Below are 24,443 nucleotides of genomic sequence, written 5' to 3'. Positions count from 1 at the left end.
CCTGGACATAGGGGGCGATTGGGCGGGAGCCGTCTGGAAGCGGTACTAGTCGCCGATCCGACCCGTGGCCGATCGGGCACCCGCATCACGGGTTTTGAGCAGGCTCGCCACCGTCGCAATGACCAGAATGCCGAGAATGACACCCAGCGAGACCGGTGTCGAAATCTCCGGTACCTTGATGTGCTCACCACCGTTGATGAAAGGCAAGGTGTTCTCGTGCAATGCGTGCAGCACCAGTTTGACGCCGATGAACGCCAGGATCGCCGACAGTCCGTAGGACAGGTAGACCAGCCGATCCAGCAGGCCGCCGATCAGGAAGAACAGCTGTCGTAAGCCCATGAGCGCGAAGGCGTTCGCGGTGAAAACGATATAGGGCTGCTCGGTGAGACCATAGATCGCGGGGATGGAGTCCAGCGCGAACAGCAGATCGGCGAAGCCGATCGCCAATAGCGCCAACAGCAATGGGGTCACCGCTCGTCGCCCGTCGACCCGGGCGACGAGCTTGTCGCCGTCGTATTCGTCGGTGGTCGGGAGCACCCTTTTGGCCAGCGTCACGATCCGGCTGTCGCGCTTCTCCTCCTGCTCGACCTCGTGTCCGCTCTCCCGCAGCAGCTTGACGGCCGTGTAGACCAGGAACAGTCCGAACAGATAGAACACCCAGCTGAACGCACTGATCGCGGCCGCGCCGACGGCGATGAACACACCGCGCATGACCAGCGCCAGCACGATGCCGATGAGCAGCACCTTCTGCTGGTAGATCCGCGGCACCGCGAATGTCGACATGATGATGAGGAAGATGAACAGGTTGTCGACCGAGAGCGCCTTCTCGGTGACGAAGCCCGCGTAGTACTCCCCTGCGAAGGTCGAGTCCCAGCGCCAGGCGACGAATCCGCCGAATGCCAGGGCGATGCCGATGTAGATCGCCGACCAGGTGCCGGATTCTTTGAAGGTCGGATCGTGTGGTGTTCGAACGTGAGCGAAGAAGTCGAAGACGAACAGGCCGAGGATCACCGCGATCGTCAGCGTCCACTCGAGTGCGGTTACGTGCATGCGGGCTCCGGGGCGGCAAGGTGTGTCATGACAGCAATCATGCCCGATTTGTCCGTTCTGGGCTGTAGCGGGATAGTTGCTGACCATAATTTCACATGCGGTCAGGCGGCCGCCGTGCCACAGTCGCGGGCATGACCGACGACTACCGCATTCTGAACAAGGCGAAGTGGGACGAGCGCGCCCCCGCGCATGCCGCATCGCCGGACTACGCCGTGGCCAGGTTCCTCGCGGATCCGGAGTACCTCAGCGAGGTGGTCCGGTTCGATCTGCCGCTACTCGGCGATATCCGCGGGCTGCGCGGCGTCCACCTGCAATGCCACATCGGCACCGACACCATCTCCCTCGCGCGACTCGGGGCGCGGATGACCGGACTGGACTTCTCCTCCGCATCGCTCGCCCAGGCGCGACTGCTGGCCGAAAAGACCGGCACACCCGTTGAATTCGTCGAGTCGGATGTGTACGACGCGGTATCCGCGCTCGGCACAGCACAATTCGATCTGGTATTCACCGGAATCGGCGCGCTGTGCTGGATTCCGAGTATCGATCGCTGGGCGCGAACCGTCGCGAACCTGCTGCGACCCGGCGGACAGCTGTTTCTACGCGAGGGCCATCCAATGCTGTGGGCGATGGATGAAACCCATACCGACCGACCGACCATCGGGTATCCCTACTTCGAAATGCCTGAGCCCTTGGTGTTTTCGTCTGGAACAACCTATGTCGAGACCGAGACCGAATTCACGCAGATCATGACCCACGAATGGAATCACGGACTCGGCGATGTGGTGACCGCACTGCTCGACCACGGCCTTACCATCACCGGACTGGTGGAGCACCGCAGCGTTCCCTGGGAGGCATTGCCCGGACAGATGACACGGGATGCGAATGGTGAGTGGCGGCTGACCGAGCATCCGGAGCGGCTGCCACTGACCTACACCGTCCAAGCACGCCGAGAACTCGCCGGTGGGGAATAAATGGGTTCCTCATCGCGTCTTTCGGTGTTAGCGTTATCCGGAACGTTATCGCACCCCGTAATCGGACCACGAAAGGCAAACGCAATGACCAGCACTCAGGACCAGGGACTACGCTCCCTCGCCGGTGCCTGGCAACTGCGTGCGGGCGCCTGGCTGTCGACGTTGCAGCTGCGCCTGACCTGGCCGCCGATGTCGCAGCCGCGACGGGCGAACACCCGGAGCCGCCCCTGAGGTCTCGATTCGAGAAGGCCTGAGCAGGGGCCGCTCCCGGCGAAATGATCGCCACGGAGCGGCCCCTTTTTCTTGTCCCGCGGATGTAGCTCAACTGGAAGAGCAACGAGCTCCAAATTCGTCGGCTGGGGGTTCGAGTCCCTCCATCCGCGCCAGATAACTTCACAGTGAATATACGGCAGTAGGGTTTTCGCAATACGGGATATGAATAACCCTGCTGCAGACCGGTTTCGAGCCCGTGTAGCTCAGTGGATCAGAGCTGACCCTTTCGAGCGACCTGCAAGCAGTTGCTACGGACACCTTCCGACGGCGCAGGTCGGTGGTTCGATTCCACCCACGGACACCAAAACCATTCCCTCGTAGCCCAATTGGCAGAGGCACCGGACTTAGGATTCGGTTGATGCGAGTTCGAATCTCGCCGAGGGAACGATCCGGGTCCCTTACCCGGACCAGCGCTCGTAGCTCAACGGATGGAGCACCTGTTTACGGAGCAGGCGGATGAAGGTTCGAATCCTTCCGAGCGCGCTGCTGGAGTGTGGTGTAACGGCAGCATGGCGGAGTTCGACTCGGTGGGTTCAGGTTCGAATCCTGGGCACTCCAACTGATTTCTCGGCGCTCGCCAGAATCGGGGCCGACAATCTGCACTGCACAACAACAGATCCCATCTGTATCCGATCGCGAACGGACCCCGGCCAGCGGCTGGACGCCCTCAGCGAGTCGATCTCGCACGGGCATACGCTGGCCAGTTCAGTTCGCGCGGCAAGCAGCCTTCTGCGACTGCAGACAACCCAGCGTCCACCCGAATCGACCCGAGCGTTTGATCTTCCGTCCGGGTCGCATGGCCGATTCGAACCGCACCGGTCGCGGTATGTGCGGATGCTCGTTCAGCTGGACCGTCGTAGCGAGGTGCGGAGTAAACGCGCCGCCTCCGGCGTTGTGGCACTTGTTACAGCGATCACAACGGGCTGGGCGGTGGTCCGCCCGGGAAGGGAACGGGAGCCGATGAGCCTTCGTCAGTTCGAGTACGCCCTGGCCGTTGCCGAGGCGGGCTCGGTGACGGCGGCGGCGGAGCTGATGCACGTCGCTCAACCATCGATGTCCCAGCAGATCCGCAACCTGGAGCGGGAACTCGGCGTGACACTGTTCGCCCGCACACCGACCGGACTGGTGCCCACCGTGGTGGGCCGCGCGTTCCTGCGGGAGGCGGAGGTCGCGGTGAGCGCGTCGCGGCGGGCGCGGGCAACGGCGCGCGCCGGTGCCGATGAGCTGGTGGGCGAGTTGGTGGTCGCGGCGCAGATGGGCTTCGGCACGCGGCAGCTGCCCGGCGTGCTGAGCATGCTGCGCCGCCGCTTCCCGCGGCTGGAGGTCACCGTCTTCGAGGAGCCGAGTTCCGCCGAGCTGGAGCGGCTGTGTCGCCAAGGCGTGCTGGACCTCGCCCTGATGGCGGCCTGCGAGCGTGGCCCCGCCGACGCCCACCATCTCGGCTACGAAGAGTTCGTCGTGGTGCTGGGCGCCGGGCACCGGCTCCGCACTGTGGACCGGGTCGAGCTGCGCGAGTTGGCGGGGGAATCGTGGGTGCGGTTCGACCGCGACAGCGCGCTCGACGGTGTGCTGACGGGTGTGCTCCGCGACAACGAGCTGACCTCGACCACGGCCGCCCGCGTGTCCCAGACGGCGACGGCCGTGCGCTGGGCTGCCCACGGGCTGGGAGTGACGCTCGTTCCTGCCTCCGCGGTGCCCCACGGTGCGGAGCACCTCGCACGCCCGGTGGTCCCAGTCGTGTCCCAGCCCGTCGTCGCCGTGGTCCGGCAGGACGCGGGTCCGGCGGAGACGGCCCTGCTCGAACTCCTACGTGAGCAGAGCTGGCACACGCCCGCTCAGAGCTGGGTGACACCTCCGTCCACGACGAACTCGGTGCCCGCCGCGTAAGTGGCATCGAAAGCGAGAAATGCTGCCGCCCTGGCAATTTCGCCGGGGGTGCCGAAACGCCGCATGGGATTGTCCGCGACCCGTTCCGCTTTGAACTGTTCGGCGGCCGCTGCGGTCATCGTGTTTTCCAGAATTCCCGTGTCGATCGGACCGGGGCTGATCGCGTTGACACGAATTCCGCGCGGAAGCAGCTCGCGAGAGAGGCTGCGGGCCATCGAGCGCAGCGCCGCCTTGCCCGCCGCATAGACACTGGTTTCCGGCAAGCCCATGACGTTCGCGTTCGAGGTGGTGAGGACGACGCCCGCGCACGTGCTGAGCAGCGGGGCGAGCTTCTGCACCGTGAAGAAGGCGCCCTTGACGTTGATCGCGAACAGCTCGTCGAACATCTGCTCGGTCGTCGACTCGAAGGGCGTGAGGGTTGCAATGCCGGCGTTCACGAAAAGGGCCTCGATCGTGCCGAGTTCGGCCTGCACCCGGTCTGCCAGAGCATCCAGATCGGACAGCGCGGCCACATCGCCTCGGACGGCAATCGCGTTCTCGCCCAGCCGCTCCCGCGCGGTGTCGAGTGTGGCCTGCGAACGACCAGTGATCACCACCCGGGCTCCACCTTCCACCAGCAGCTTCGCCAGCGCGAACCCCACGCCGCTGCCGCCACCGGTGATCACCACCTTCTTGTCGCTGTATTCACCCATGCCGGGATTCCTCCGCTCTTGTCTCGAAACTCGTTCAGCCCCTGGGGAATTCGCCACCGTCGACGACGAGACTGCTTCCGGTCAGCCAGCTTGCCCGCTGGGACACGAGGAACAGCACCGCGTGGGCGATGTCATTGGGCTGACCATCGCGCCCCAGCGGTGGGGTGGTGTTGTCCTGGCCCGGCCCCGCGTCGAGGCGCGCCCACTGCTCCCGCGTTGCTTCGCCGCCGGGGGTGGCGGTTCTGCCGGGAGACACGGTGTTGACCCGGATTCCGAACGGGGCCAACTCCGCCGCCAATCCCCGGCTGTAGTTCTCCAGCGCCGCCTTCGCTGTGGTGTAGTGCAGGAACGGCGGTGCCACAGTGGGGACCGCGGCCGAGGAGATGTGCACGATCATCCCCGAACGCCGTTCCCTCATCCCCGGTGCCAGCAACGAGTCCAGCCGCACCGAAGCCAGAAAGTTCAGGTCCAGTGCGTCCTGCCACGCCTGGTCCGGGATCGCCAGAGCGCCTTGGTACGGTCCCGCCCCGCCCGCGTTGTGGACCAGGATGTCCACCCCACCGAGCACCTCCTGCGCAGCCGCGGCGAGCGCTTCCGCGCCCGCCCGCGTCCGCACGTCGGCCGCCACGAAGATGGCCCCCTCCGGCACCGCACCAGACGCCGACCGGGCGGTCGTAAGTACCTCGGCACCGGCGTCCAGGAGTTGGCGCACAACGGCCGCGCCGATTCCGCGAGTACCACCCGTCACCAGAGCCCGCTTACCCGCGAGTTCTCGCGTTTCCGAACCGTTCTCAATCGTGCTCATGCCGGCGTCCTTTCGATTGCGTGTTTGTCGGCTCGACGGAAAAAGAGATCGATATGCCCCAGAGCGCGAATCTTCGGAGAACCGCTATGAGCACCTCGTCGAACTGTTTCACGGTATGTCCGCAGAAGAACGAGAGGCAAAGACGAAAATTCAGCAGGCGCCATAGGCAATTCCTATGCCGTCCCGGTCCTTTCGCTCATGGTCGACGCAGGCTGATGACGCCGAAGTTCTGAACCGACCATTTGGGCAATCCACGATGAGCTACCACCGCACCGGCGCTTCCGCGGGCCTGGTTCGATGGTCCCGTGCGGATACTCGTCACCGGAGCCAATGGCTATCTCGGCAGCGCGGTCGCGGCGACCCTGTGCGCCGCCGGACACGATGTCGTCGGGCTGGTGCATCGCGAACGCTCCCGTGTCCCGGAGGGGATTCCGATACACAGCGCCGACCTGCGCGACCACGATGCCCTCGGCGCGGCACTGCGCGAGGTCGATCTGATCTGCCATCTCGCCGGGCTGACGCGCGTTCGCGAATCATTTGCCGAGCCGCTCGACTACTTCGCAGTAAACATGGCGGGGACCGTGACACTGCTGCGGGCCATGGCGGCAGCCGGGGTGCAACGACTCGTATTCGCGTCCACCGCGTCGATCTACGGGACGCCGGAGCGGCAGCCCATGTCGGAGGATCTGATGGACGATCCGCCGCACCCGTACGCGGCCAGTAAGCAGGCCGCCGAATCGGTGATCGCCGCACAGGCCGCGACCGGTCGGCTCGACGCAACGGTATTGCGGCTGTTCAACATTGCCGGTGGCCCGGATCCGGATGACACGCGCATCGTCTCGCGGATCCTCGCCGTGGCCGCTGGTGCGGATGCGACGCTGAACGTCAATGGCGATGGCACGGCGGTCCGCGACTACCTGCATCGCGACGACGCCGCACGCGCCTTCGCCGCCGCCGTGACCGGACTCCCCCGGCCGGGCCGGAACCGTCGCTACAACATCGGCACCGGTGTCGGCACCAGCGTCAACGACCTCGTCACCGCGGCCGCGCGGGTGACCGGACGCCACATCCCGGTCGAATACCGTGCCGCGGCACCGGAACCGCAGCGCCTCATCAGCGATAGCCGCCGGGCGCGTGCCGAACTGGACTGGTCGCCGATGTCGTCCGATATCGACACCATCATCAAGGACGCCTGGGCAGTTCGGATCGGCGCCGCCACCGATGGGAAGGACCTGCTCCGGCGCTCGCCCGGTTGTGCATAGTTTCGTGAAATGCGAATTGCCTCTTCACTTCTCACCGCAACGCTGGGTGCCATGGTGAGTGCCTTCGGCGCTACCGCGGTGGCCGCACCGCCCTCGGGTTCGGCATTACTGCAACCGACATGGGACCTGCCGACCGACACCGCTGCCGCCGTACACGCCGCCGGTCTGCCGCTGCTGGACAAGATGTCGACGACCTACCACTACCATGCCCATCTCGATGTCATCGTTTACGCACAGCCGGTCGTCGTCCCGGCCCTGATCGGCATCGATGACGCCCGCAGGCTGGGCGCCCCGATGCATACGCACGATGCGACCGGGATCGTGCACCTCGAGTCGGACGAGGATATCCCGTTCACGCTCGGGCAGTTCTGCACCGAATGGGGCCAACCGCTGACCGCCGAGCAGGTCGGCCCGATCCACTTGACCCCCTTCGAGACGGTGCACCTCTACGTCAACGGGGTCCGCTTTCCCGGCGATCCGGCCTCGTATCGTTTTGCCCCGTACGACGAAGTGGCGCTGGTCGTCGGCACTCGATCGATGACTCCGGTCGTGCCAACGCATTACGACTTCCCACCTGACCTCTCGCAACACTAGGCAAAGATCTTGCGGCGCAACTAGTTTCATTGGCGAAACTCCCAATCATGGGAGCTGTGATCGTTGACACTACTCGGGTTGATCTCGAAACTCGAAGGCCTCCAGCACTTCTGGAGCCTTGTTGGCCGACATGGTGAGTTCTCAATGAATCGAGGAACCAGGCTATGACGACTACCACCGCGTCGGTGTCGACCGAAACCAAAGTCCCCCCTGCGGAATTCGATACGACTCACCTGAAGGAGAATCTGCGCTGGGGCCATCTGTTCTGGCCCGGTTCCACCGCGTTGACCGAAGAGCAGATCGATGACCGGGTCACCCGCTACCAGCGGTCGCTGGAGCGCTTCCGCGCCAGCGGTATGCAGGGCAACTACCTGCCCGATGACCTCGAGGTCGATTCGGCCTGGCATGCGCACCAGTGCGACCCCATCGGCTACGCGGAGTTCTGCAAGAGCTACTTCGGCGGCATCCTCGCGCACACCGTGACGCTGTGCGTCTGCAAATTGGTCGATCTCGACAAGAAGTAGGCATCGGACCGGGAGAAGGTAGCCCATGGACGCACTGCTGAACATGATCGCCGCGCTCTTCGCGACGCAGGGACATCTGGATATTCCAGTCCCTTCGAGGAACTGCTGACCCACGCGAGGCGCGGCCCGTCGACGATGACGGAAAGGAGGTAGCTCGTGGACGCACTGCTGAATATGATCTCCGCGATGTTCGCATCGCAAGCACATGTCGACATCCCGCAGATCCCTTCGAACCATTGCTGACCCAGGCAACAACGCGGCCCGGCCGGATACCCCGGCCGGGCCGTGCCGGTCAGGCAGTGACGGACTGATCGGTGAAGAGATACCCCTCGGACCAGATGTAGCGGGTACCACCCCACCGTGCCGCGGAGGCCACGTCCGGAAAGAACCCTCGGCCTTCGAAATTCGCGCTGGTATTGCACAACACCGGCACGCCACTGATGGCCGCGTACCCGGTCAGGATCCGGGCAGTGGCGCGGTTGGCCGATTCATCTATGGTCTGCAGCCGCGCCGTACCGTCGACATGCAGCACCGCCGGAATGCGGTCGGTCCACTCGGGGCGGGTGCGGTGTTCGAAGAGCATGTACGGATCGCTGCCGCCGGGCTGGAAGACCTCCGCTGCACGGGCGGTCAGGCAGACCGGTGCCACCGGCCGGTAGTGCGCACGGTTCTTGATGTCGTTGAGCCGGTCTTTCATCGCCGCATCCGTCGCGGGAGCCAGAATGCTGCGGTTGCCCAGCGCCCGCGGTCCCAGCTCCGCCCGACCCGACAGCACAACCACCGGCTCGCCCACCCGGTGCAGCAAACGCGCGACTCCCAACTCGTCGCAAGGCTGTCTGCGCCAGTTCTCCGGCACCCCACTGACACCGACCCGCGGACCGGAGTACACATCCCACCGCAATGCCGAACTCCGCCCGTACCGGAATATTTCACAGCATGCGGCGCCGATCGCGGCACCGGAGTCATTGGGAAAGGGTGGAATCCAGATCTCCTCGACAATGCCCTGCGTGCGCAGCAATGAGTTCCATTTGATGTTCAAGGCGCAGCCGCCGGTCACCACCAGCTTCGATGGCAACGAAGAGTCCTGACGCAGCAGCGAACTCAGCGCCCGCGCCAACCGATCCCCCAGATATGCCTGGAAGGTGGCGATGAGGTCGGCATCGGACAATCCCGGAAAGAGCTCGTCCCTATTCGCCGATGTCTTCGCACCGACCAAACGGGCCGCATCCTGCGACGGATTCGGTTGCGCCGCAATGATTTCATCGAACACCGGGTACGCCGACTCGGCCACGGTGCCCAGCCCGGCGTAGGCCATGGCCTTCCCCGGAATAGCCAGGTGCTGCCGCAGGATCTGATCCCGGGACAGACCTTCGGTTTTCGGGATGAACGGCTCGAAGTGCGAACTGAAGTAGGTGAAGATATTGCCGACGATCGGCAGCACGGTGGCCACCGCCCGGACGGTTCGGGCCGCCGCCGCGACACGGTAGACCCGCGCTGCCGTGCCGCCATCCCAGACCAGTACGAGCGCATCCTCCCCGCGCGCCGCGAACGGACTGGTGCAGTAGCCACCCAAGATGTGCTGATCGATATGGTGATAGCTGACGTATTCCTCCGCGGCGGAACCGAATCCGTGACCGCGAAAGCGATGGCGCGCGATCGGCAGCGTGCGCCCGGGGCGATCCTGGTACGGCGCGACCGCGAGTTCGATCGGCCGGCCACCGGCCAGCGTCGAGATACTCGACGGCTCCGTCGAATCAGTATCCGGCACCGCACCGTTCGCGAACCAGCCGTCGACCACGAACCGGTCGATGTCGGTGGGCGTCAGCCCCTCAGAACGTAGAATCTCGGCGACCCGGTCGAGATCACCTAGCGCGCTGTACCGGAGTCCGTTGCCGAGCTTTTCCATCTCGATGCTGAACACCAACCGGTCGTCCTCGACAACCGCGACACCGCCATCGTGCGACACCTTGATTCCGCAGATCACCATGTCGGGCCACTGTACCCACGCCGCAGTGGCCTACCGACGGTGAGAATAGTTGTCGCCGAAGCATTTTCGGCGCTATGCCTCCGGACTCTCCGGCTCCTCGGCACCGCCGCCGCGGATCGTCCACAGCAGACCCGCCAGCTCGTCGGGCTTGATGAGCACATCGCGTGCCTTGGAACCCTCACTCGGGCCGACGACGCCCCGGGTTTCCATCAGGTCCATCAGGCGGCCCGCCTTGGCGAAGCCGACACGCAGCTTGCGCTGCAGCATCGAGGTCGAGCCGAATTGTGAAGTCACGACCAACTCCACGGCCTGAACGAAGACCTCGAGGTCATCGCCGATATCGGGATCGACGTCCTTCTTCTCGCCCGCCTTAGCGGCGGTGACGCCTTCCTGGTACTCGGGTTCGGCCTGGTTCTTGGCGAAGTCGACGATCGCGTGGATCTCCTCATCGGAGATGAACGCGCCCTGCAGGCGGGTGGGCTTATTCGCGCCCATCGGCAGGAACAGACCGTCGCCCATACCGATCAGCTTCTCGGCGCCCGGCTGGTCCAGGATGACGCGCGAATCCGTCAATGACGAAGTGGCGAAGGCCAATCGGGACGGCACATTGGTCTTGATCAGACCGGTGACCACGTCCACCGAAGGCCGCTGTGTCGCGAGCACCAGGTGAATGCCCGCGGCGCGCGCCTTCTGGGTAATGCGCACGATCGCGTCCTCGACATCGCGCGGCGCGGTCATCATCAGGTCGGCGAGTTCATCGACGATGGCCAGGATGTACGGGTATGGCCGGTACACGCGCTCGCTGCCCAGCGGCGCGGTGATCGCACCCGACTTGACCTTCTTGTTGAAGTCGTCGATGTGGCGCACCTTATTGGCCTGCATATCCTGGTAGCGCTGCTCCATCTCCTCGACCAGCCAGGCCAGCGCGGCGGCGGCCTTCTTGGGCTGGGTGATGATGGGCGTGATGAGGTGCGGAATGCCCTCGTAAGGGGTGAGTTCCACCATTTTCGGGTCGATGAGGATCATCCGGACCTCGTCCGGGGTCGACCGCGCGAGCAGCGATACCAGCATCGAGTTCACAAAACTCGACTTACCGGAACCGGTAGAGCCGGCGACCAGCAGATGCGGCATTTTGGCCAGATTCGCCGAGACGAAATCGCCCTCGATATTCTTGCCGAGTCCGATCACCAAGGGGTGGTGGTCATTTCGAGTCGCGGGCGCCTTCAGCACATCGGCCAGGCGCACCAGCTCCCGATCGGAATTGGGCACCTCGATGCCGACCGCGGATTTACCCGGAATCGGGGCGAGCAGCCGAACATTCTCGGTGGCAACGGCATAGGCGATATTGCGGGCCAGCGCGGTGATCTTCTCGACCTTCACACCCGGGCCGAGCTCCACCTCGTAGCGGGTCACCGTCGGGCCGCGCACGAAGCCGGTGACCGCCGCATCGATCTTGAACTGCACCAGCACCTCGGTGATCGCCTCGATCATCGATTCATTGGCGGCACTGCGCTTCTTTGGTGGCTCACCATCGGTCAGCAGCGTCAGCGGCGGCAGCGTGTAATCGCCCTCGACCTCGCGGTCGGTGACGAACTCCAATTGCTTCGATGGTGGCGGCGTCTGGTCCTCGACCTTGGCCGGGGCACGCTTCTTCGGCTTGGGCTTCTCATCGGGGACCTCCGCCACCGCAATCGGTTTCGCATCGCGCAGCGGCGGCTCACCGATGACCTCGGTGACCGCGTCCGAGCCGCCGAATTCATCGGGCGGGTAGTTCTCCTGCGGTGTGCGACCGCGTCGCTTGGACTTCGTATTTCGATGCAGCGGAAATCCGTCGGCGTCGTAATTGGCCGGATCGAACTCGGATTCGCCGTCGAAGTCACCGTATTCGTCGCCGCCGCTGCCGGTGCCGAAATACTCGCGCAGCCGTTGCGGCACCTCGCGCACGGTGGTTCCGGTCACCAACAGCAACCCGAAGACGATGGCCAGCAATAGAATCGGTACCGACAGCCAAGCGGTGAGTCCATTGGTGAGCGGTCCGCCCACCACGAAACCGACGAAACCCGCTGCGCGGGAACGTCCGTGCGCATCGGTTGGCGCCCCGGCCGCGATATGCCACAGTCCCAGGATCGGCAACCCGGTCAGCAATCCGCCGAGTACGAGCCGCGGCCGGATCTCCGGATGCGCCTCGGTCCGCATCAGGATGATGGCGATGCCCGTGGCCACGAAGGGCAGTCCGGCCGACGCCGATCCCGCGACGGCGCGAATCGCCGCTTCGACCCAATGCCCGATCGGCCCGCCCGCGGACAGCCACACCGCGGCCGCGATCACCGCGCTGAGCGCGATGAGGGCCAATGCGGTGCCGTCGCGACGATGGCCGTGTTCGATTTCGCCCGCCCGGCTCACCGCCCGGGTGGTGGCGCCGAGTCCGCGCGCGAGCATATTCCAGCCACGGCCGAACACCGCGAGCGGTGCAGTATCGGACTTGCGGCGGACCGGGCGGCGCGCCGGGGCGGTGCGGGCGCGCGGCGCGGGCGACCGGCGTTGACCGACGGAGCGAGCCTGACCCGAACGAGATGCCGCGGTGGTCCTCCCCCGGGCCGATCCCGCCCGCGCACGAGTGTTCGTGGAGCTGCGGGACTTACCTGCCATAGCCTCAGGCTAGCCGCAAACGCCCCATCCAGACCATCAACCACACACGTATCGCAGGTCACTGATCCGCCTCGCCGAGTATTTTGCCGGCCGGAAGAGCGCGCTCAGCGCAATTGGAGAGTCGGATAAGACCGCGGCGGTCCAGTGCGCGCAAGTTTCGCGCATTCGTCGGTGCCCAACCGCGCGCTGCGGCCGCGAGGCCTCCAGGGTGACCACGACGGAGGGATGGCGTGGACGCCGAGATGACCGTCTGCGAGGCTGGAGTCGTGGATCCGTCCACAGCGCAGGCCTACGTGGTCGTCGACGAACTCGCGCGCGGGGGTGTCCGGGACGTTGTTCTGTGTCCCGGCGCACGGAACGCGGCGCTGGCCTTCGCTGTGCAGGCGGCCGATGCTGCGGGCCGACTGCGGCTGCACATGCGCATCGACGAACGGACCGCGGGCTTCCTTGCGGTTGGACTGGCGGTAGCCAGTCGGCTACCGGTGCCGGTCGTGATGACCTCGGGGACCGCAGTGGCGAACCTCGGTCCTGCGGTGCTGGAGGCCAGCTACGCGCGGGTGCCGCTGGTGGTGCTCAGCGCCGATCGGCCCTACGAAATGCTCGGCTCCGGTGCCAACCAGACCGTGGAGCAGCTCGGTCTGTTCGGCACTCAGGTCCGCACCACCATCAGCCTCGGCCTCGCCGATGAAGAGTCCGCGTCCGCCGACTGTGCGTCGTATGGGCACCAGAACGACGTGTGGCGCTCGGCGGTCTGCCGGGTGCTCGCCGCGGCCTGCGGCGCCCGCTCCGGCAACGCGGGCCCGGTGCAGTTCGATATCCCGCTGCGCGAGCCGCTGGTGCCCGACCTCACCCCCGGCGAGTGCGCGCCCGAGGGACGCGAGGGCGGACGGGCCTGGACGCTCACCCAGCGCGCAATGCTCGATGTGCCGCTCAACGTCGACCTGACCCCCGACACGGTCGTTATTTCCGGCCACGGTGCCGGGCTCCGGCCGGAACTGTCCGAGCTGCCAACCGTCGCCGAACCCACGGCCCCCATGCACGGCCCCGCGCTGCACCCATTGGCGCTGCCGCTGCTGAAGCCGCGCCAGGCCATCGTCACCGGCCGTCCGACCCTGCACCGTCCGGTAGCCAAGGTGCTGGCCGATCCGAATGTCACCGTGTACGCGGTCACCACCGGGCCGCGCTGGCCCGATGTCTCCGGCAATGTGGTCGGCACCGGCACTCGGGCGATTGTCACCGGCGCATCGCGCCCGGAGTGGCTGGCACATTGCCGTGAGCTCAGCGCGCGGGCGACCGAGCTGGTCCGGGCCGAACTCGCCGTGCACCCGAAGCCGACCGGCCTGCACGTGGCGGCGGTGGTGATGGACTCGCTGCGCGAGGGCGACCAGCTGCTGCTCGGCGCGTCCAATCCGGTGCGCGACGCGGCCCTGGTGTCGTACCCACGGCCGGGTATCACGGTGCTGTCCAACCGCGGTGTCGCGGGCATCGACGGCACCGTGTCCACGGCCGTCGGCGCTGCGCTGCACCACGACGGCCGCACCGTCGCGCTGCTGGGTGATCTGACCTTCCTTCACGACGTGTCCGGCCTGCTGATCGGGTCCGACGAACCCCACCCGGCCGATCTGACCATCGTGGTCGCCAATGACGACGGCGGCGGCATCTTCGAGCTGCTGGAACAGGGTGAGCCGCGGTATGCCGGAGTATTCGAGCGGGTGTTCGGCACCCCGCACGGCATGGATCTGGCGGCGCTGTGCGCCGCCTACCGCATTCCGCACCGCCAGGTCGATCTGGAGCAGTTGGCCGTCGAGTTGGCCGGGCACGCACACGGCATACGGGTGCTCGAGGTGGTCACCGAGCGGTCGCACCTGCGCGAGCTACACGCGACGGTGCGCGCCAAGATCGCGTCCTGATTCGAGCTACTTCGCCCGTGGCCGGACAGGCGCGGTCACGCGTCGAAGTCGTCGTCCAGTGGCAACGGGATGGATTGTTCGGCGAGGTCGGCCGCCGGAACCTTGTCCACGACGCTGCGATCGGCCCGGCGTTCTTATCCAGCACTTTCGAGCCGGGCCACCGCGTGGTCGGTGAGCCACCGTATCTCCTCCTCGCTCATCGCAATTGCCGCGTACGCGACGTTGAGGTCGAGGCCACCGAGCCGCTCGTTGGCGATTACAAACAATGAGGGGCCGAATATGTCGACCGAAACGGCCCTGGTGACGTCCTCGAGCGTGTAGGCGCCGTAGCTGGTCTGAAGGCCGGACTCGTCTGCCGTGGTAACAGCAAGTCCGTCGATGCGCCGGTTGTTCCGGAGCGTTGGGCCGACTTCGCGCCGATACACTTCCCATTCGGGAAACTGCATAATCGAGGCGGACTCCTGGTCCTTTGCCAGCGCAGCGATCAGCTTGAACGAGGCATCGCGGGCGGTTGCCCAGAAGTCGTCGGTTATCAGGTGCTTGGTACGCAGGATGTCGACGTAGCAACCGCAGGTCTCGCGCGGCAGCGCGAGTTTACTGAGGCGACGGAGGTCGACCGTGGCCAACACGGTCATGGCGTCGAGCCTGTACCGCTCGCGCATGGCAAGCAGGAAGGCCGCCGTTAGCGCACCGTGCAGCGTCGTCCTGTTGGCTTTGATGGCATCCCTGAGCGTTGCCGTTATGGTGGGCCCGAGGTGACGCGCAAGTACTCGCGTTTCTTTCTTCGGATCGCGTACCTTCTGCTTGGGTAGCCGAATGGCTGGCGTGTAGGTGGCCTTCTTGCCACCGCCAGACTTGTTGCCACTGCCAGACTGGTTGCCACTGCCAGACTTGTTGGGCAGGCCGGCCTCGATCGGCGGGGGCAGGGCGGTGTGAAGCGGCGGTTTCAGTTCCGCCCTGGCTGGATCGGCCAGGAATTCGAGAAGCTGGCGAGCGAGCATGTTGGCGGATAGGGCGTCGAGCGTCGCGTGATCGGCGCACATGACGATGTGGTTGAGGTCGGCGTCGGACGACTGCCGCACTAGCGTTATCCGCAGGCGCGGATGGTCGCCCTTCGGGATCGGCGTGCGGAGGTCAGCGGCAAAAACCTTGCGCCAAGCGTCTGGATCGGTGTCGTCGAACACCTTCAACGGGATCTCCGTTGTGCCCTCGGTGTCGAACCAGCGCTGGCGATAGGCGAAGGGCGGCACGGGTCGCCAAATAATCTTGCCGTAGCGGATATGAGCGCGAAGGATGGGGTGCTGGGTCTGTAGCCAGGCGAGCGCGCGCTTCACCAGCGCCGGATCGAGGCGGCCGCGCACGTGCAGCACCTGCATGGCGATCAGCCCGCCACTGGCATGTAAATGGTTGAGCAGTTGTTCCCGTCCGCCCAGCGGGCGCGTTTCGCCCAAAGCCGTCCTCCCATGTTTTCGAACACCATTTCAGGTCGCGATGAAATTGGCTATTATGCCGACTACATAAGGGATTCGAGTCATGAACGATATCGAGCAACCGATAATTGAGTATATCTCCGCCATGGTGGCCGAAACCGGCGGAGCGTCGGTCGATCGCGAGACGCTTTTGCTCGAGGCCGGCCTGCTGGACTCGATCAGTCTGGTGAAGCTGGTTCATTTCCTCGAGGAGCGATTCGAGATCAGCATCCCTGACTCGGAGATACGGGCGGACCTGTTCGAATCGCCTGCGGACCTAGCGGCCTATGTTTCGCAGCGAGCGGCTCAGCCTGCCTAAAGCTCGCGCAGCCGCGCGCGGAGCACCTTGCCGGTCGGGCTCCGCGGCAGTGCGTCGATGAACGCTATCTCGGCCGGGACCTTCTGAACTGACAGCCTTTCGTGGGCATAGCGAATCAACTCGTCGGCCGACACATCCGCCCCTTTCACGACAAACGCGATCAGCCGATTGCCGGCGCGCGAGTCTGGGAGACCCGTTACTGCGGCTTCGGCGACGGCGGGCAAGGTCATGAGCGTCTCCTCCACCTCGATGGGGTCGATCTTGTAGCCGGATACCTCGATCAACAGCTTGCTGCGGCCACGGATAAAGATGCGACCTTCTTCATCGAGCGAGGCAAGATCGCCGGTCCTGAACCAGCCCTCATCGAACGCCTGAGCATTGGCCACGGCATCGTCTAGATAGCCCCGCATGAGCGAGGATGATCTCAGTTCCATTTCGCCGACGGATGGGCCGAATTCGGTGTCGAACGGAACGATGCGGACCCTGGCGTCGCCCGCCGGCTTGCCCACCGAGGCCCAGCTTGCGTCGGGATCGGCGGAGTCATTGTGCGAGACCATGCTGGCCTCGGTCGAGCCGTAATCCTGACGAAGTGTGACACCAAGGCGCTCACGCACCGCTTCGAAGACCGGCCGCTTCAGTGTGACACCGCCCGAGAAGGCCATGCGCAGCCTGAGATCGAAACTGCCGGGCTGACCGGCGACGATTTCGTACATTGCCGGAACGGCACCCATGACGGTGGCGCGCTCGCGGACCATGGTGTCGAGCAGCTTCTTACGTGAAAGCGCCAGCGGCAGGGGATCGCTCCAGTAGAGCGTCGTTGCACCGCCGGCAACGGCTTGCGTAGCGGCCATTAGGAAGCCCAACGAGAAGTTGCCCGGCAGAATGTCGAGGACGATATCGTCGGGTTGAATATCCCAGGCGGTGCTCGCTCGTTCACCATCAGCGACGAGCTCGGCATAGGTGTGCGGCACCACCTTGGGCAACCCGGTCGAGCCGGACGAGAAGAGGTAGAGCGCCGTTGTGTCGCCTGGCAGTTTCGGCAGCTGGGTGGTTGCGCTTCCTTCGGGCAGGGTGCCCGTCAGGAACAAGGGAATGCCGGGGGCCGCATCTGCGATCAGCGTCTCGGCAGCAGCGGCAAGGCCGGGAGTTGCGATGACGGCGTTGGGTCCGGTCTTTTGCGCGAGCGTGGCAAGTTCGGATCGCGTGGCCGTCTCGCCCAACGGCATCGCGATGGCGCCGATGGCGAAGAGCGCGTGGGCAGTTACGAAAAGATCGGGTGAGTTCGGAATCAGTAGGGCAACGGGATCGCCGCTCTCGATGCCACGTTCGATCAAGCCGGCGGCGAGTCGGCCGATCCGCTCGACCAAAGCGGCGTAGGGCGTAAATACCTCCCCCTGCCGCAATCCGCTGGTGGTCGGTGCCCGCGCTGTCAGTGCGAGCAGATTGTCGTAGATCATCTCTACTCCGCGGGGTCCGCCCCCTCGCCGTAAGGATAGGAGTGGGATGCGGCATCTACAAGGCGTCAGCGATCCCCAGATCCTGATCGTGTTCGACACCGGCACCCGATCTGGTCACCGTGACTTCACCGCGCGGGCCCCGAAGCGGCCGTGGGTGGCCGACGCGACCCGGATCCCGACCGGTGAAGGCGTGTCCTGGACGGCCGCGGTCAGGGATGCGTTGTCCAACCGGATCGTGGGCTGGAAGCGCTCGGACCGCTGCGATACCGAGCCGATGCTCGGGGCGCTCGAGTATGCGGTGTGGGCGCGGGATATGCGTGATGGACAGCTGGCCCATCGTTTCGACCGCGGCTCGACCTGGACTGCAATACGATTCGCAAATCGGCTGGCCGACAACGGGATTGCCCAGCACATCCAGAAGAAGCCGGATCGGCGATCACCGGACGACTTCGAAGCCAGCTGTCACGGATTTCGGCCGGAACCAGATAGTCCGCTGAGTTACCCATGTACGGACGAAATCGGTCGTCGCGAAATTGTCATCGCAGTGGGCATGTCGCCCGGCAGGGCACCGGCTACACCGAGCGATCGAGGCTCAGCACACTCCGGACGGCATCGGGATCACCCGCGGTTTCGATCCGGACCTCATCGCGGCCGAAGGCGTGCAGCAGCAGTTCGGAGGGCTTGCCGGTCAGCGTCACCTTCGCGGTTCCGGATTTCGTATGTACGACGGCGTTCTTTCCATCCGGTGTGGCCAGCTCGACGGTGACCGGCGATTTCCGGTAGGCCATCTTGCCCATGCGACGCAGCGCCGCCCACAGGCTGGCCTCATCGGCTGCGGGCAGCGCACGCGGCTCCCAACCGGGCACGGCGCGGCGCACATCCTCGTGATGGACGAACATCTCGGTCAGGTTGGCGAGCGCATCGACCGGCTTGAGCGGCGACCACCACGGCGGACCGGTCCGCACGTCTTCCAGCAGGTCGGGGAAGGGCCGCCGTGCCGCCTTGGTCTGTACCGACTCCAGGTATCCGGCGAGCGGCTTCAGCATGATTCCCGGGGACGCGTCCGGGCGGCGTTCACGAACGACCAAGTGCGCGGCCAGATCTCGCACGGTCCACGCGCCGCAGAGGGTCGGCGCATCCGGTCCGACGGCGGACATCGTGTCGACCAGCGCCCGGCGTTCCCGCTGTGCCATGTTCACACTGCCGAACATAGCCGACCAGCTCCGGCAATTCGACGCCTGTTAGCTCCGGTTCTGCGGCCATAGCCCCCAATCCGGCGGGCGCACTACCTATCCCCGCCCAAGAAAGTCATGGTGTGCAGCTCCGACAACAGCCCGTCGAGCTCGGGTTCATGCGTGACGAGCGCGCCATCGAGTGACGGCTTCGAAAGCAGCACCAGTCATGACAGGGCCCGGCGCCGACCGCGACCACGCGACTCGATCTGTCCGAGCCAGAACGTGAAAACCGCCGGGTGACAATGCCATCCGGCGGTTTCACAGCAGTTGTCAGACCCCGATAACCGTCGGAACGATCATCGGGCGGCGGCGGTAGGTCTCGGCCACCCACCGGCCGACCACGCGCCGCACGCTCTGCGCGATCCGATGGGTATCGGTGACACCCTCACCGGCCAGTCGCAGCAGTTCGGCCTCGACCAACTCCGCGGCGTCCAGCAGTGCGGTCGGATCATCGGAGAATCCGCGCCCACTGATCTCGGGGGTGCTGACCGCCTTGCCCGTGGTCGAGTCGACCGCGAGGGTGATCGAGATGAACCCGCCCTCGCCCAGGACCAGACGATCCGACAGCGTCGACTCGCCGACATCGCCGACGGACAGACCGTCGACATACACATGCCCGACCGGAACCCGGCCCACGATCGAGGCAATCCCGTCGACCAGGTCGACCACCACGCCGTCCTCGGCGAGCACTACCCGATCCTCCGGCACACCGGTCGCCACGGCCAGCGCGGCATTGGCGCGCAGATGCCGCCATTCGCCGTGCACCGGCATGGCATTGGTTGGCCGCACCGCGTTGTACAGATACAGCAGCTCACCCGCCGACGCGTGCCCGGAGACGTGCACCTTCGCGTTTTGCTGGGTGATCACCGTGGCGCCGAGCCGGGCCAGACCGTTGACCACCGCGAACACCGAATTCTCATTGCCGGGGATCAGCGACGAGGCCAGCACCACGAGATCGTCGGCGCGGATATTGATCTGGCGGTGTTCACCGCGCGCCATCCGCGACAAGGCCGAAAGCGGTTCGCCCTGTGATCCGGTGGAGATCAGCACCAGCCGATCGCCCGGCAGGGTGGCGGCGACATCGAGATCGACGACCACACCGTCGGGCACCGTCAGATAGCCCAGTTCCTGTGCGATCTCCATATTGCGCGTCATCGACCGGCCGACGAAGCACACACGGCGCCCGTACTTTTGGGCCACATCGACCACCTGCTGAATGCGGTGCACGTGGCTGGCGAATGATGCGACGATCACCCGGTTGCGGGCCTTGCCGATCACCGTGTCCAGTACGCCGCCGATCTCGCGTTCGGGCGTGACGAAGCCGGGCACCTCGGCATTGGTGGAGTCCACCAGGAACAGGTCGACGCCCTCGTCACCGAGGCGGGAGAATCCGGCCAGGTCGGTGAGGCGACCGTCCAGGGGCAGCTGATCTAGTTTGATATCGCCGGTGTGCAGCGCGACGCCCGCCGGGGTGCGAATGGCGACGGCGATGGCGTCCGGAATCGAGTGGTTGACAGCGAAGTATTCGCAGCCGAACGGGCCGTGCGTGGTGTGCTGGCCCTCGATCACCTCGACGAGTTTCGGGCGCTGCCGGTGTTCGCGACATTTCGCGGCCACCAGCGCGAGGGTGAATTTCGATCCGACAACCGGAATATCGCCGCGCAGCCGCAGCAGGAACGGCACTGCGCCGATGTGATCCTCGTGGCCGTGGGTGAGCACGATGGCTTCGACATCGTCCATCCGGTCCTCGATGGGCCGGAAGTCGGGCAGGATCAGGTCGACGCCGGGCTGCTGATCCTCCGGGAACAGCACACCGCAGTCGACGATGAGTAGTTTGCCGCCGTATTCGAAAACGGTCATATTGCGGCCGATTTCGCCGATGCCGCCCAGGGCGAAGACACGCAGACCGTGCTTGGGGAGCTTCGGCGGTGTGCCGAGCCGGTCGGTGGCGGCGCGTTCGGCGGGGGCCGGAGGCTGCTCACCGCGTCCGCGGCCACCCTGCTGACGGCCGCGGCCCTGTCTGCGGGGCTGCTCGGCCCTGGCGGCCGGAGCCTTCGCGGCCGGAGCCTTCGCGGCCGGAGCCTTCGCGGCCGGAGCCTTCGCGGCGGGAGCCTGCTGGGCAGGCGCCGATTCGGGGGATCGCGATAGCTCGCCAGCTTCGGATTGCGCTGCCCGATCGGACTTTTCCGAGGCGGCCGGACGCTTCGCCGCGGGTTCGGGCGCGCCCGCGGCTCGGGTCGCGCTCCGCCGGGGTCTGCGGCCTACTGATTCAGTCATGACTGCACCTCACCTCTGGTTGGTTCGATCATGTCTGACAGTGCGGTGTCGTTGATTCGCTTACTCCTCATGAAAGCACCCCTGCCAGCCGAAGGTCGGCGGCCAGGGCGTCGAGTTGTTCGGTGGTCGGCATCAGTTGCGGCAGACGAGGTTCGCCGACCTCGATGCCGAGCAGGCGCAGACCGCCCTTGCTCATGGCGACGCCGCCCAGCCGCGACATCGCGGCGTTCAATGGCAGCAGAGTCGCATTGATCTCACGGGCGCGCACGACGTCACCGGCGGTGTATGCGTCGAGCAGGGCGCGCAGCCGCTCGGGCACGAGATGTCCGATGACGCTGATGAATCCGGTCGCGCCGACCGAGAGCCAGGGCAGATTCAGCGCGTCGTCGCCGGAGTAGAAGGCCAGATCGGTATTCGCGATGAGGTCGGCACCGGCGTTCAGATCGCCCTTGGCGTCCTTGACCGCCACGATGCGCGGATGTTCGGCGAGCTTGCGAATGGTGTCGCTGGCGATGGGAACCACTGAGCGCGGCGGAATGTCGTACAGGGTGACCGGCAGGTCGGTGGCGTCGGCAATGGCGGTGAAGTGCGCGAGCAGGCCGTCCTGGGACGGGCGGGAGTAATACGGAGTCACCACGAGCAGGCCGTGCGCGCCCGCGCGCTGGGCATTGCGGGCGAGTTCGATGGAGTGCGCGGTGTCGTAGGTGCCCGCACCGGCGATCACGGTGGCACGGTCGCCGACGGCGTCGACGACGGCGCGCAGCAGGTCCGCCTTCTCCGATTCGGTGGTGGTCGGCGATTCCCCGGTGGTCCCGGAAATCGCCAGCAAATCGACGCCGCGGTCGACCAAGCGTGCCGCGAGCGCGACCCCGGCATCGACATTGAGCTTGCCGTCGGCACCGAAGGGGGTCACCATCGCGACACCTACTGTGCCGGACGCGCGCAACTCCGTTGGCGTCGATTCACCGTTCGTCATGGTCAGAAAGGCTACCCGCTCCAGGGAACGCCCTCGACACCCCGACCGCCGATCGGCTTGCCCGGGCAAGTGATTCGCCTCCCACTCTATGATCATGGTGTCAAAACTTCCTTGAATGACATCACAAATGGCGTCACACTGATGTCATGGATTTGAATAAATACACCGCCCGGCTACGCGAGGACCTGATCGCGGCCGCCGCACTCGGTGATGAAAAGACCCAGGCCACTGCCGCCGCACTGGCGGCGGCGACGGAGAGTTCGGCGCGACTGGCGCTGCTGGCGGCGCTGTCGGATCTCGCCGCCGAGGTCAGCACCGAACTCGGCGACCGGACGGTACATGTCTCGGTGGACGGCACCGATGCGACCGTGGACGTCCGCAAGAACCCGCCCGCGGAGAGCGAACATCCGAGCTTCGAGGAAATGACCGGCGATATCAGCCGGGTCACCCTGCGGTTGGTCGAGCAGATGAAGGCCAAGGCGGAAGAGGCGGCCGCGGCGAGCGGGGTTTCGCTGAACTCGTGGCTATCGAACGCCGTCAGCGGGGCACTGCGCGATCAGATGCGCGCATACGGGCCCAAGCGCGATATCTGACCGGGGCGATACCCGATCGATAGCGATTTCCCTCCAACGTTGCGGTGAGTTCGGGTACCGCCAACTATTGCAAGCAGCGTTGCGTTGCAGGCGGACGCCGCCGAGGTATTGGTGGCCGATGCTGCAGCGTATTGCGCGGCATTGCGCGCGGCGACTGCGAGGTCCAGCTGTGGCGGGGCAGGTTCCACATGTTCCCGCTGCTGCCCGAAGCCAGGGACGCACTCGATCACGTCGAGCGGTTCGTGGCACGGGTGGAACACGCAGCCACGCGACCCCGAAATCGGCCTGAGTGCGACCGTTCACAACAGCGGCGCGAGATCGCCGCGTTCGCCGATCACCACCTCATCGAGTTCGAGCCAGTCGGCCATCTCTCGCAGCGCGTCGGTGAGCGCTCGGGCCGTCTCCGGAGTGCGGTGGCCGGGCTCGGCGAACGCACCGGGCACCAGCAGCCGTCCGGCCGCACGCTCGGCCCGCAGGTCGACGCGGCCCACCAACTCCCCGTTCAACAGGAATGGAAAGACGTAATAGCCGTGCACCCGTTTGGCTTCCGGCGTGTAGATCTCGATCCGGTAGTGAAAGTCGAAGATCCGCTCGGTGCGGGCGCGGAAGAAGATGAGCGGATCGAACGGGCACAGCAGCGCCGCACCCTCGATCCGGCGCGGCGTCGACGCACCGGCACGCAGATAGGCGGGCTTATCCCAGCCTGTCACCTCGACCGGCGCCAACTCCCCCGCATCGACCAGATCGGCGATCGCCGGTTCGGTTTGTGATCGGTGCAGCCGGTAGTAGTCGCGCAGGTCGGTTTCCGTCGCGACGCCGAGTGCGGTCCCAGCGCGCAATACCAACTCCCGCACCGCGTCGGTCTCGGAGACATCGTGTGCCAGGATCTCCGGCGGGATCACCCGCTCGGCCAGGTCGTAGTGCCTGGCGAAACCGACCCGCTTGTCGACCGAGAGGTCACCGGCGGCGAAGAGCTGTTCGCAGATCATCTTGGTATCGCTGAGATTCCACCAGGACCCTTTGGGGCGCGGCTTGTCCAGTTCGAGATGACGCTCCACCTCACCGGCGGTAGCCGCGCCGACCTCGGTGATCACATCGAGAATGTCCTTGCCGAGGGTGGGGTTGCGCTCCTTCGCCCGGCGCACGCCATCCCAGCGACCGTGCTCGTATCTGCGCATTCGCCATCGCATCAGCGGCCAGTCCTCGACGGGGATCAGCGCGGCCTCGTGCGCCCAGTATTCGACCAGTCGCCGGGGGCGCCGCACACCATTGCTCCAGGCGGCGTCGTCCAGCAGCGTGCGGTCGTATCCGCCGATCCGGCTGAAAACCGGCGCATAGTGCGCGCGCACCACCGCCGATACCGAATCCAGTTGCAGCAGTTGCGTTCTCGCCACCGCACCCAGAACCGACTTCCGCGTTGTCGTGCTGGGCCGCCGCGCCGCGAACCCCTGCGCGGCCAGCGCCGTCCGACGCGCCGTGGCCGCACTCATCTTCCGCATGCGCACGACAATGC

General features: G+C 65.7%; 20 protein-coding genes, 4 tRNA genes and 2 pseudogenes. 15 read left to right on the top strand and 11 right to left on the bottom strand.

Annotated features, from left to right (window positions below):
* Positions 1–45: 45 nt before the first annotated feature.
* Complete coding sequence (locus ABZ293_RS06195; RefSeq protein ID WP_355177750.1) at positions 46–1,050, bottom strand: TerC family protein; 1,005 nt, start codon at positions 1,048–1,050, stop codon at positions 46–48.
* A 131-nt stretch (positions 1,051–1,181) separates the two neighbouring features.
* On the opposite strand from ABZ293_RS06195, the gene ABZ293_RS06190 reads away from it, so the two are divergent.
* From ABZ293_RS06190 to ABZ293_RS06155, 8 genes and pseudogenes are all read left to right on the top strand, one after another.
* The gene (locus ABZ293_RS06190) at positions 1,182–2,021 is read left to right on the top strand and encodes a class I SAM-dependent methyltransferase (RefSeq protein WP_355177748.1); all 840 of its coding nucleotides are present in this window, start codon (positions 1,182–1,184) and stop codon (positions 2,019–2,021) included.
* A gap of 84 nt (positions 2,022–2,105) precedes the next feature.
* Entirely contained in the window at positions 2,106–2,252 is a 147-nt protein-coding gene (locus tag ABZ293_RS06185) for a hypothetical protein (protein WP_355177746.1), read from the top strand.
* A gap of 79 nt (positions 2,253–2,331) precedes the next feature.
* Positions 2,332–2,407: transfer RNA gene (locus ABZ293_RS06180), tRNA-Trp, on the top strand.
* 79 nt (positions 2,408–2,486) lie between these two features.
* A pseudogene (locus tag ABZ293_RS06175) lies at positions 2,487–2,598 on the top strand.
* Positions 2,599–2,605: 7 nt separating this feature from the next.
* Positions 2,606–2,679 (top strand) — tRNA-Leu (locus ABZ293_RS06170).
* A gap of 25 nt (positions 2,680–2,704) precedes the next feature.
* Positions 2,705–2,777, top strand: a tRNA-Arg gene (locus ABZ293_RS06165).
* Between the two features lie 4 nt (positions 2,778–2,781).
* Positions 2,782–2,853, top strand: a tRNA-Arg gene (locus tag ABZ293_RS06160).
* Positions 2,854–3,254: 401 nt separating this feature from the next.
* Positions 3,255–4,181 (top strand): LysR family transcriptional regulator, encoded by a 927-nt coding sequence (locus ABZ293_RS06155; RefSeq protein ID WP_355177744.1) that lies wholly within the window; start codon positions 3,255–3,257, stop codon positions 4,179–4,181.
* Here ABZ293_RS06155 and ABZ293_RS06150 read toward each other — a convergent pair.
* Positions 4,130–4,873 (bottom strand): SDR family oxidoreductase, encoded by a 744-nt coding sequence (locus ABZ293_RS06150; protein WP_355177742.1) that lies wholly within the window; start codon positions 4,871–4,873, stop codon positions 4,130–4,132. The two genes, ABZ293_RS06155 and ABZ293_RS06150, sit on opposite strands and share 52 nt — an antisense overlap.
* Before the next feature lie 34 nt (positions 4,874–4,907).
* Positions 4,908–5,678 carry an oxidoreductase gene (locus ABZ293_RS06145; protein WP_355177740.1) on the bottom strand — a complete coding sequence of 257 codons (771 nt, stop codon included), beginning with the start codon at positions 5,676–5,678 and terminating at the stop codon, positions 4,908–4,910.
* A gap of 305 nt (positions 5,679–5,983) precedes the next feature.
* On the opposite strand from ABZ293_RS06145, the gene ABZ293_RS06140 reads away from it, so the two are divergent.
* The 3 genes from ABZ293_RS06140 (at position 5,984) to ABZ293_RS06130 (ending at position 8,058) form a co-directional block, all read left to right on the top strand.
* Positions 5,984–6,940: an NAD-dependent epimerase/dehydratase family protein gene (locus ABZ293_RS06140; protein WP_355177738.1), complete on the top strand. Its 957-nt coding sequence runs from the start codon at positions 5,984–5,986 to the stop codon at positions 6,938–6,940.
* 9 nt (positions 6,941–6,949) lie between these two features.
* On the top strand, positions 6,950–7,534 hold the full coding sequence (locus ABZ293_RS06135) for a hypothetical protein (RefSeq protein WP_355177736.1): 585 nt from the start codon (positions 6,950–6,952) through the stop codon (positions 7,532–7,534).
* A gap of 164 nt (positions 7,535–7,698) precedes the next feature.
* On the top strand, positions 7,699–8,058 hold the full coding sequence (locus ABZ293_RS06130) for a hypothetical protein (protein ID WP_355177734.1): 360 nt from the start codon (positions 7,699–7,701) through the stop codon (positions 8,056–8,058).
* A 292-nt stretch (positions 8,059–8,350) separates the two neighbouring features.
* On the opposite strand, the gene ABZ293_RS06125 is transcribed toward ABZ293_RS06130, so the two are convergent.
* Positions 8,351–10,045 (bottom strand): carbamoyltransferase N-terminal domain-containing protein, encoded by a 1,695-nt coding sequence (locus tag ABZ293_RS06125; protein WP_355177732.1) that lies wholly within the window; start codon positions 10,043–10,045, stop codon positions 8,351–8,353.
* A 72-nt stretch (positions 10,046–10,117) separates the two neighbouring features.
* A complete protein-coding gene (locus ABZ293_RS06120) occupies positions 10,118–12,694 on the bottom strand; it encodes a DNA translocase FtsK (protein ID WP_355177730.1) in 2,577 nt (858 codons plus the stop codon).
* 266 nt (positions 12,695–12,960) lie between these two features.
* On the opposite strand from ABZ293_RS06120, the gene menD reads away from it, so the two are divergent.
* The gene (gene menD, locus ABZ293_RS06115; RefSeq protein ID WP_355177893.1) at positions 12,961–14,604 is read left to right on the top strand and encodes a 2-succinyl-5-enolpyruvyl-6-hydroxy-3-cyclohexene-1-carboxylic-acid synthase; all 1,644 of its coding nucleotides are present in this window, start codon (positions 12,961–12,963) and stop codon (positions 14,602–14,604) included.
* Between the two features lie 134 nt (positions 14,605–14,738).
* On the opposite strand, the gene ABZ293_RS06110 is transcribed toward menD, so the two are convergent.
* Positions 14,739–16,055 (bottom strand): hypothetical protein, encoded by a 1,317-nt coding sequence (locus ABZ293_RS06110; RefSeq protein WP_355177728.1) that lies wholly within the window; start codon positions 16,053–16,055, stop codon positions 14,739–14,741.
* An 82-nt stretch (positions 16,056–16,137) separates the two neighbouring features.
* Here ABZ293_RS06110 and ABZ293_RS06105 point away from each other — a divergent pair, with 82 nt between their 5' ends.
* Positions 16,138–16,392 carry an acyl carrier protein gene (locus ABZ293_RS06105; protein ID WP_355177726.1) on the top strand — a complete coding sequence of 85 codons (255 nt, stop codon included), beginning with the start codon at positions 16,138–16,140 and terminating at the stop codon, positions 16,390–16,392.
* Here ABZ293_RS06105 and ABZ293_RS06100 read toward each other — a convergent pair.
* Complete coding sequence (locus tag ABZ293_RS06100; RefSeq protein ID WP_355177724.1) at positions 16,389–17,849, bottom strand: class I adenylate-forming enzyme family protein; 1,461 nt, start codon at positions 17,847–17,849, stop codon at positions 16,389–16,391. The two genes, ABZ293_RS06105 and ABZ293_RS06100, sit on opposite strands and share 4 nt — an antisense overlap.
* Positions 17,850–17,895: 46 nt before the next feature.
* On the opposite strand from ABZ293_RS06100, the pseudogene ABZ293_RS06095 reads away from it, so the two are divergent.
* Positions 17,896–18,252: pseudogene (locus ABZ293_RS06095) on the top strand (DDE-type integrase/transposase/recombinase); the annotation flags it as partial.
* A 169-nt stretch (positions 18,253–18,421) separates the two neighbouring features.
* On the opposite strand, the gene ABZ293_RS06090 reads toward ABZ293_RS06095, so the two are convergent.
* The 3 genes from ABZ293_RS06090 to dapA form a co-directional block, all read right to left on the bottom strand.
* Positions 18,422–19,048: a TIGR03085 family metal-binding protein gene (locus ABZ293_RS06090; RefSeq protein ID WP_355177722.1), complete on the bottom strand. Its 627-nt coding sequence runs from the start codon at positions 19,046–19,048 to the stop codon at positions 18,422–18,424.
* A gap of 306 nt (positions 19,049–19,354) precedes the next feature.
* A complete protein-coding gene (locus ABZ293_RS06085; RefSeq protein ID WP_355177720.1) occupies positions 19,355–21,361 on the bottom strand; it encodes a ribonuclease J in 2,007 nt (668 codons plus the stop codon).
* A 67-nt stretch (positions 21,362–21,428) separates the two neighbouring features.
* Positions 21,429–22,337: a 4-hydroxy-tetrahydrodipicolinate synthase gene (dapA, locus tag ABZ293_RS06080; RefSeq protein ID WP_355177718.1), complete on the bottom strand. Its 909-nt coding sequence runs from the start codon at positions 22,335–22,337 to the stop codon at positions 21,429–21,431.
* A gap of 146 nt (positions 22,338–22,483) precedes the next feature.
* Between dapA and ABZ293_RS06075 the strand changes: the two genes are divergently transcribed.
* Positions 22,484–22,930 (top strand): toxin-antitoxin system HicB family antitoxin, encoded by a 447-nt coding sequence (locus tag ABZ293_RS06075; RefSeq protein WP_355177716.1) that lies wholly within the window; start codon positions 22,484–22,486, stop codon positions 22,928–22,930.
* A gap of 299 nt (positions 22,931–23,229) precedes the next feature.
* Here the strand turns inward: ABZ293_RS06075 and ABZ293_RS06070 are convergent, their stop codons facing one another.
* Positions 23,230–24,429, bottom strand: a complete 1,200-nt coding sequence (locus tag ABZ293_RS06070) for a crosslink repair DNA glycosylase YcaQ family protein (RefSeq protein ID WP_355177714.1) — start codon at positions 24,427–24,429, stop codon at positions 23,230–23,232.
* Positions 24,430–24,443: the final 14 nt, after the last annotated feature.

This window comes from Nocardia sp. NPDC005998 (assembly GCF_040614395.1).
Lineage (GTDB): Bacteria > Actinomycetota > Actinomycetes > Mycobacteriales > Mycobacteriaceae > Nocardia.
This window is presented reverse-complemented; position numbering and strand designations above follow the sequence as displayed.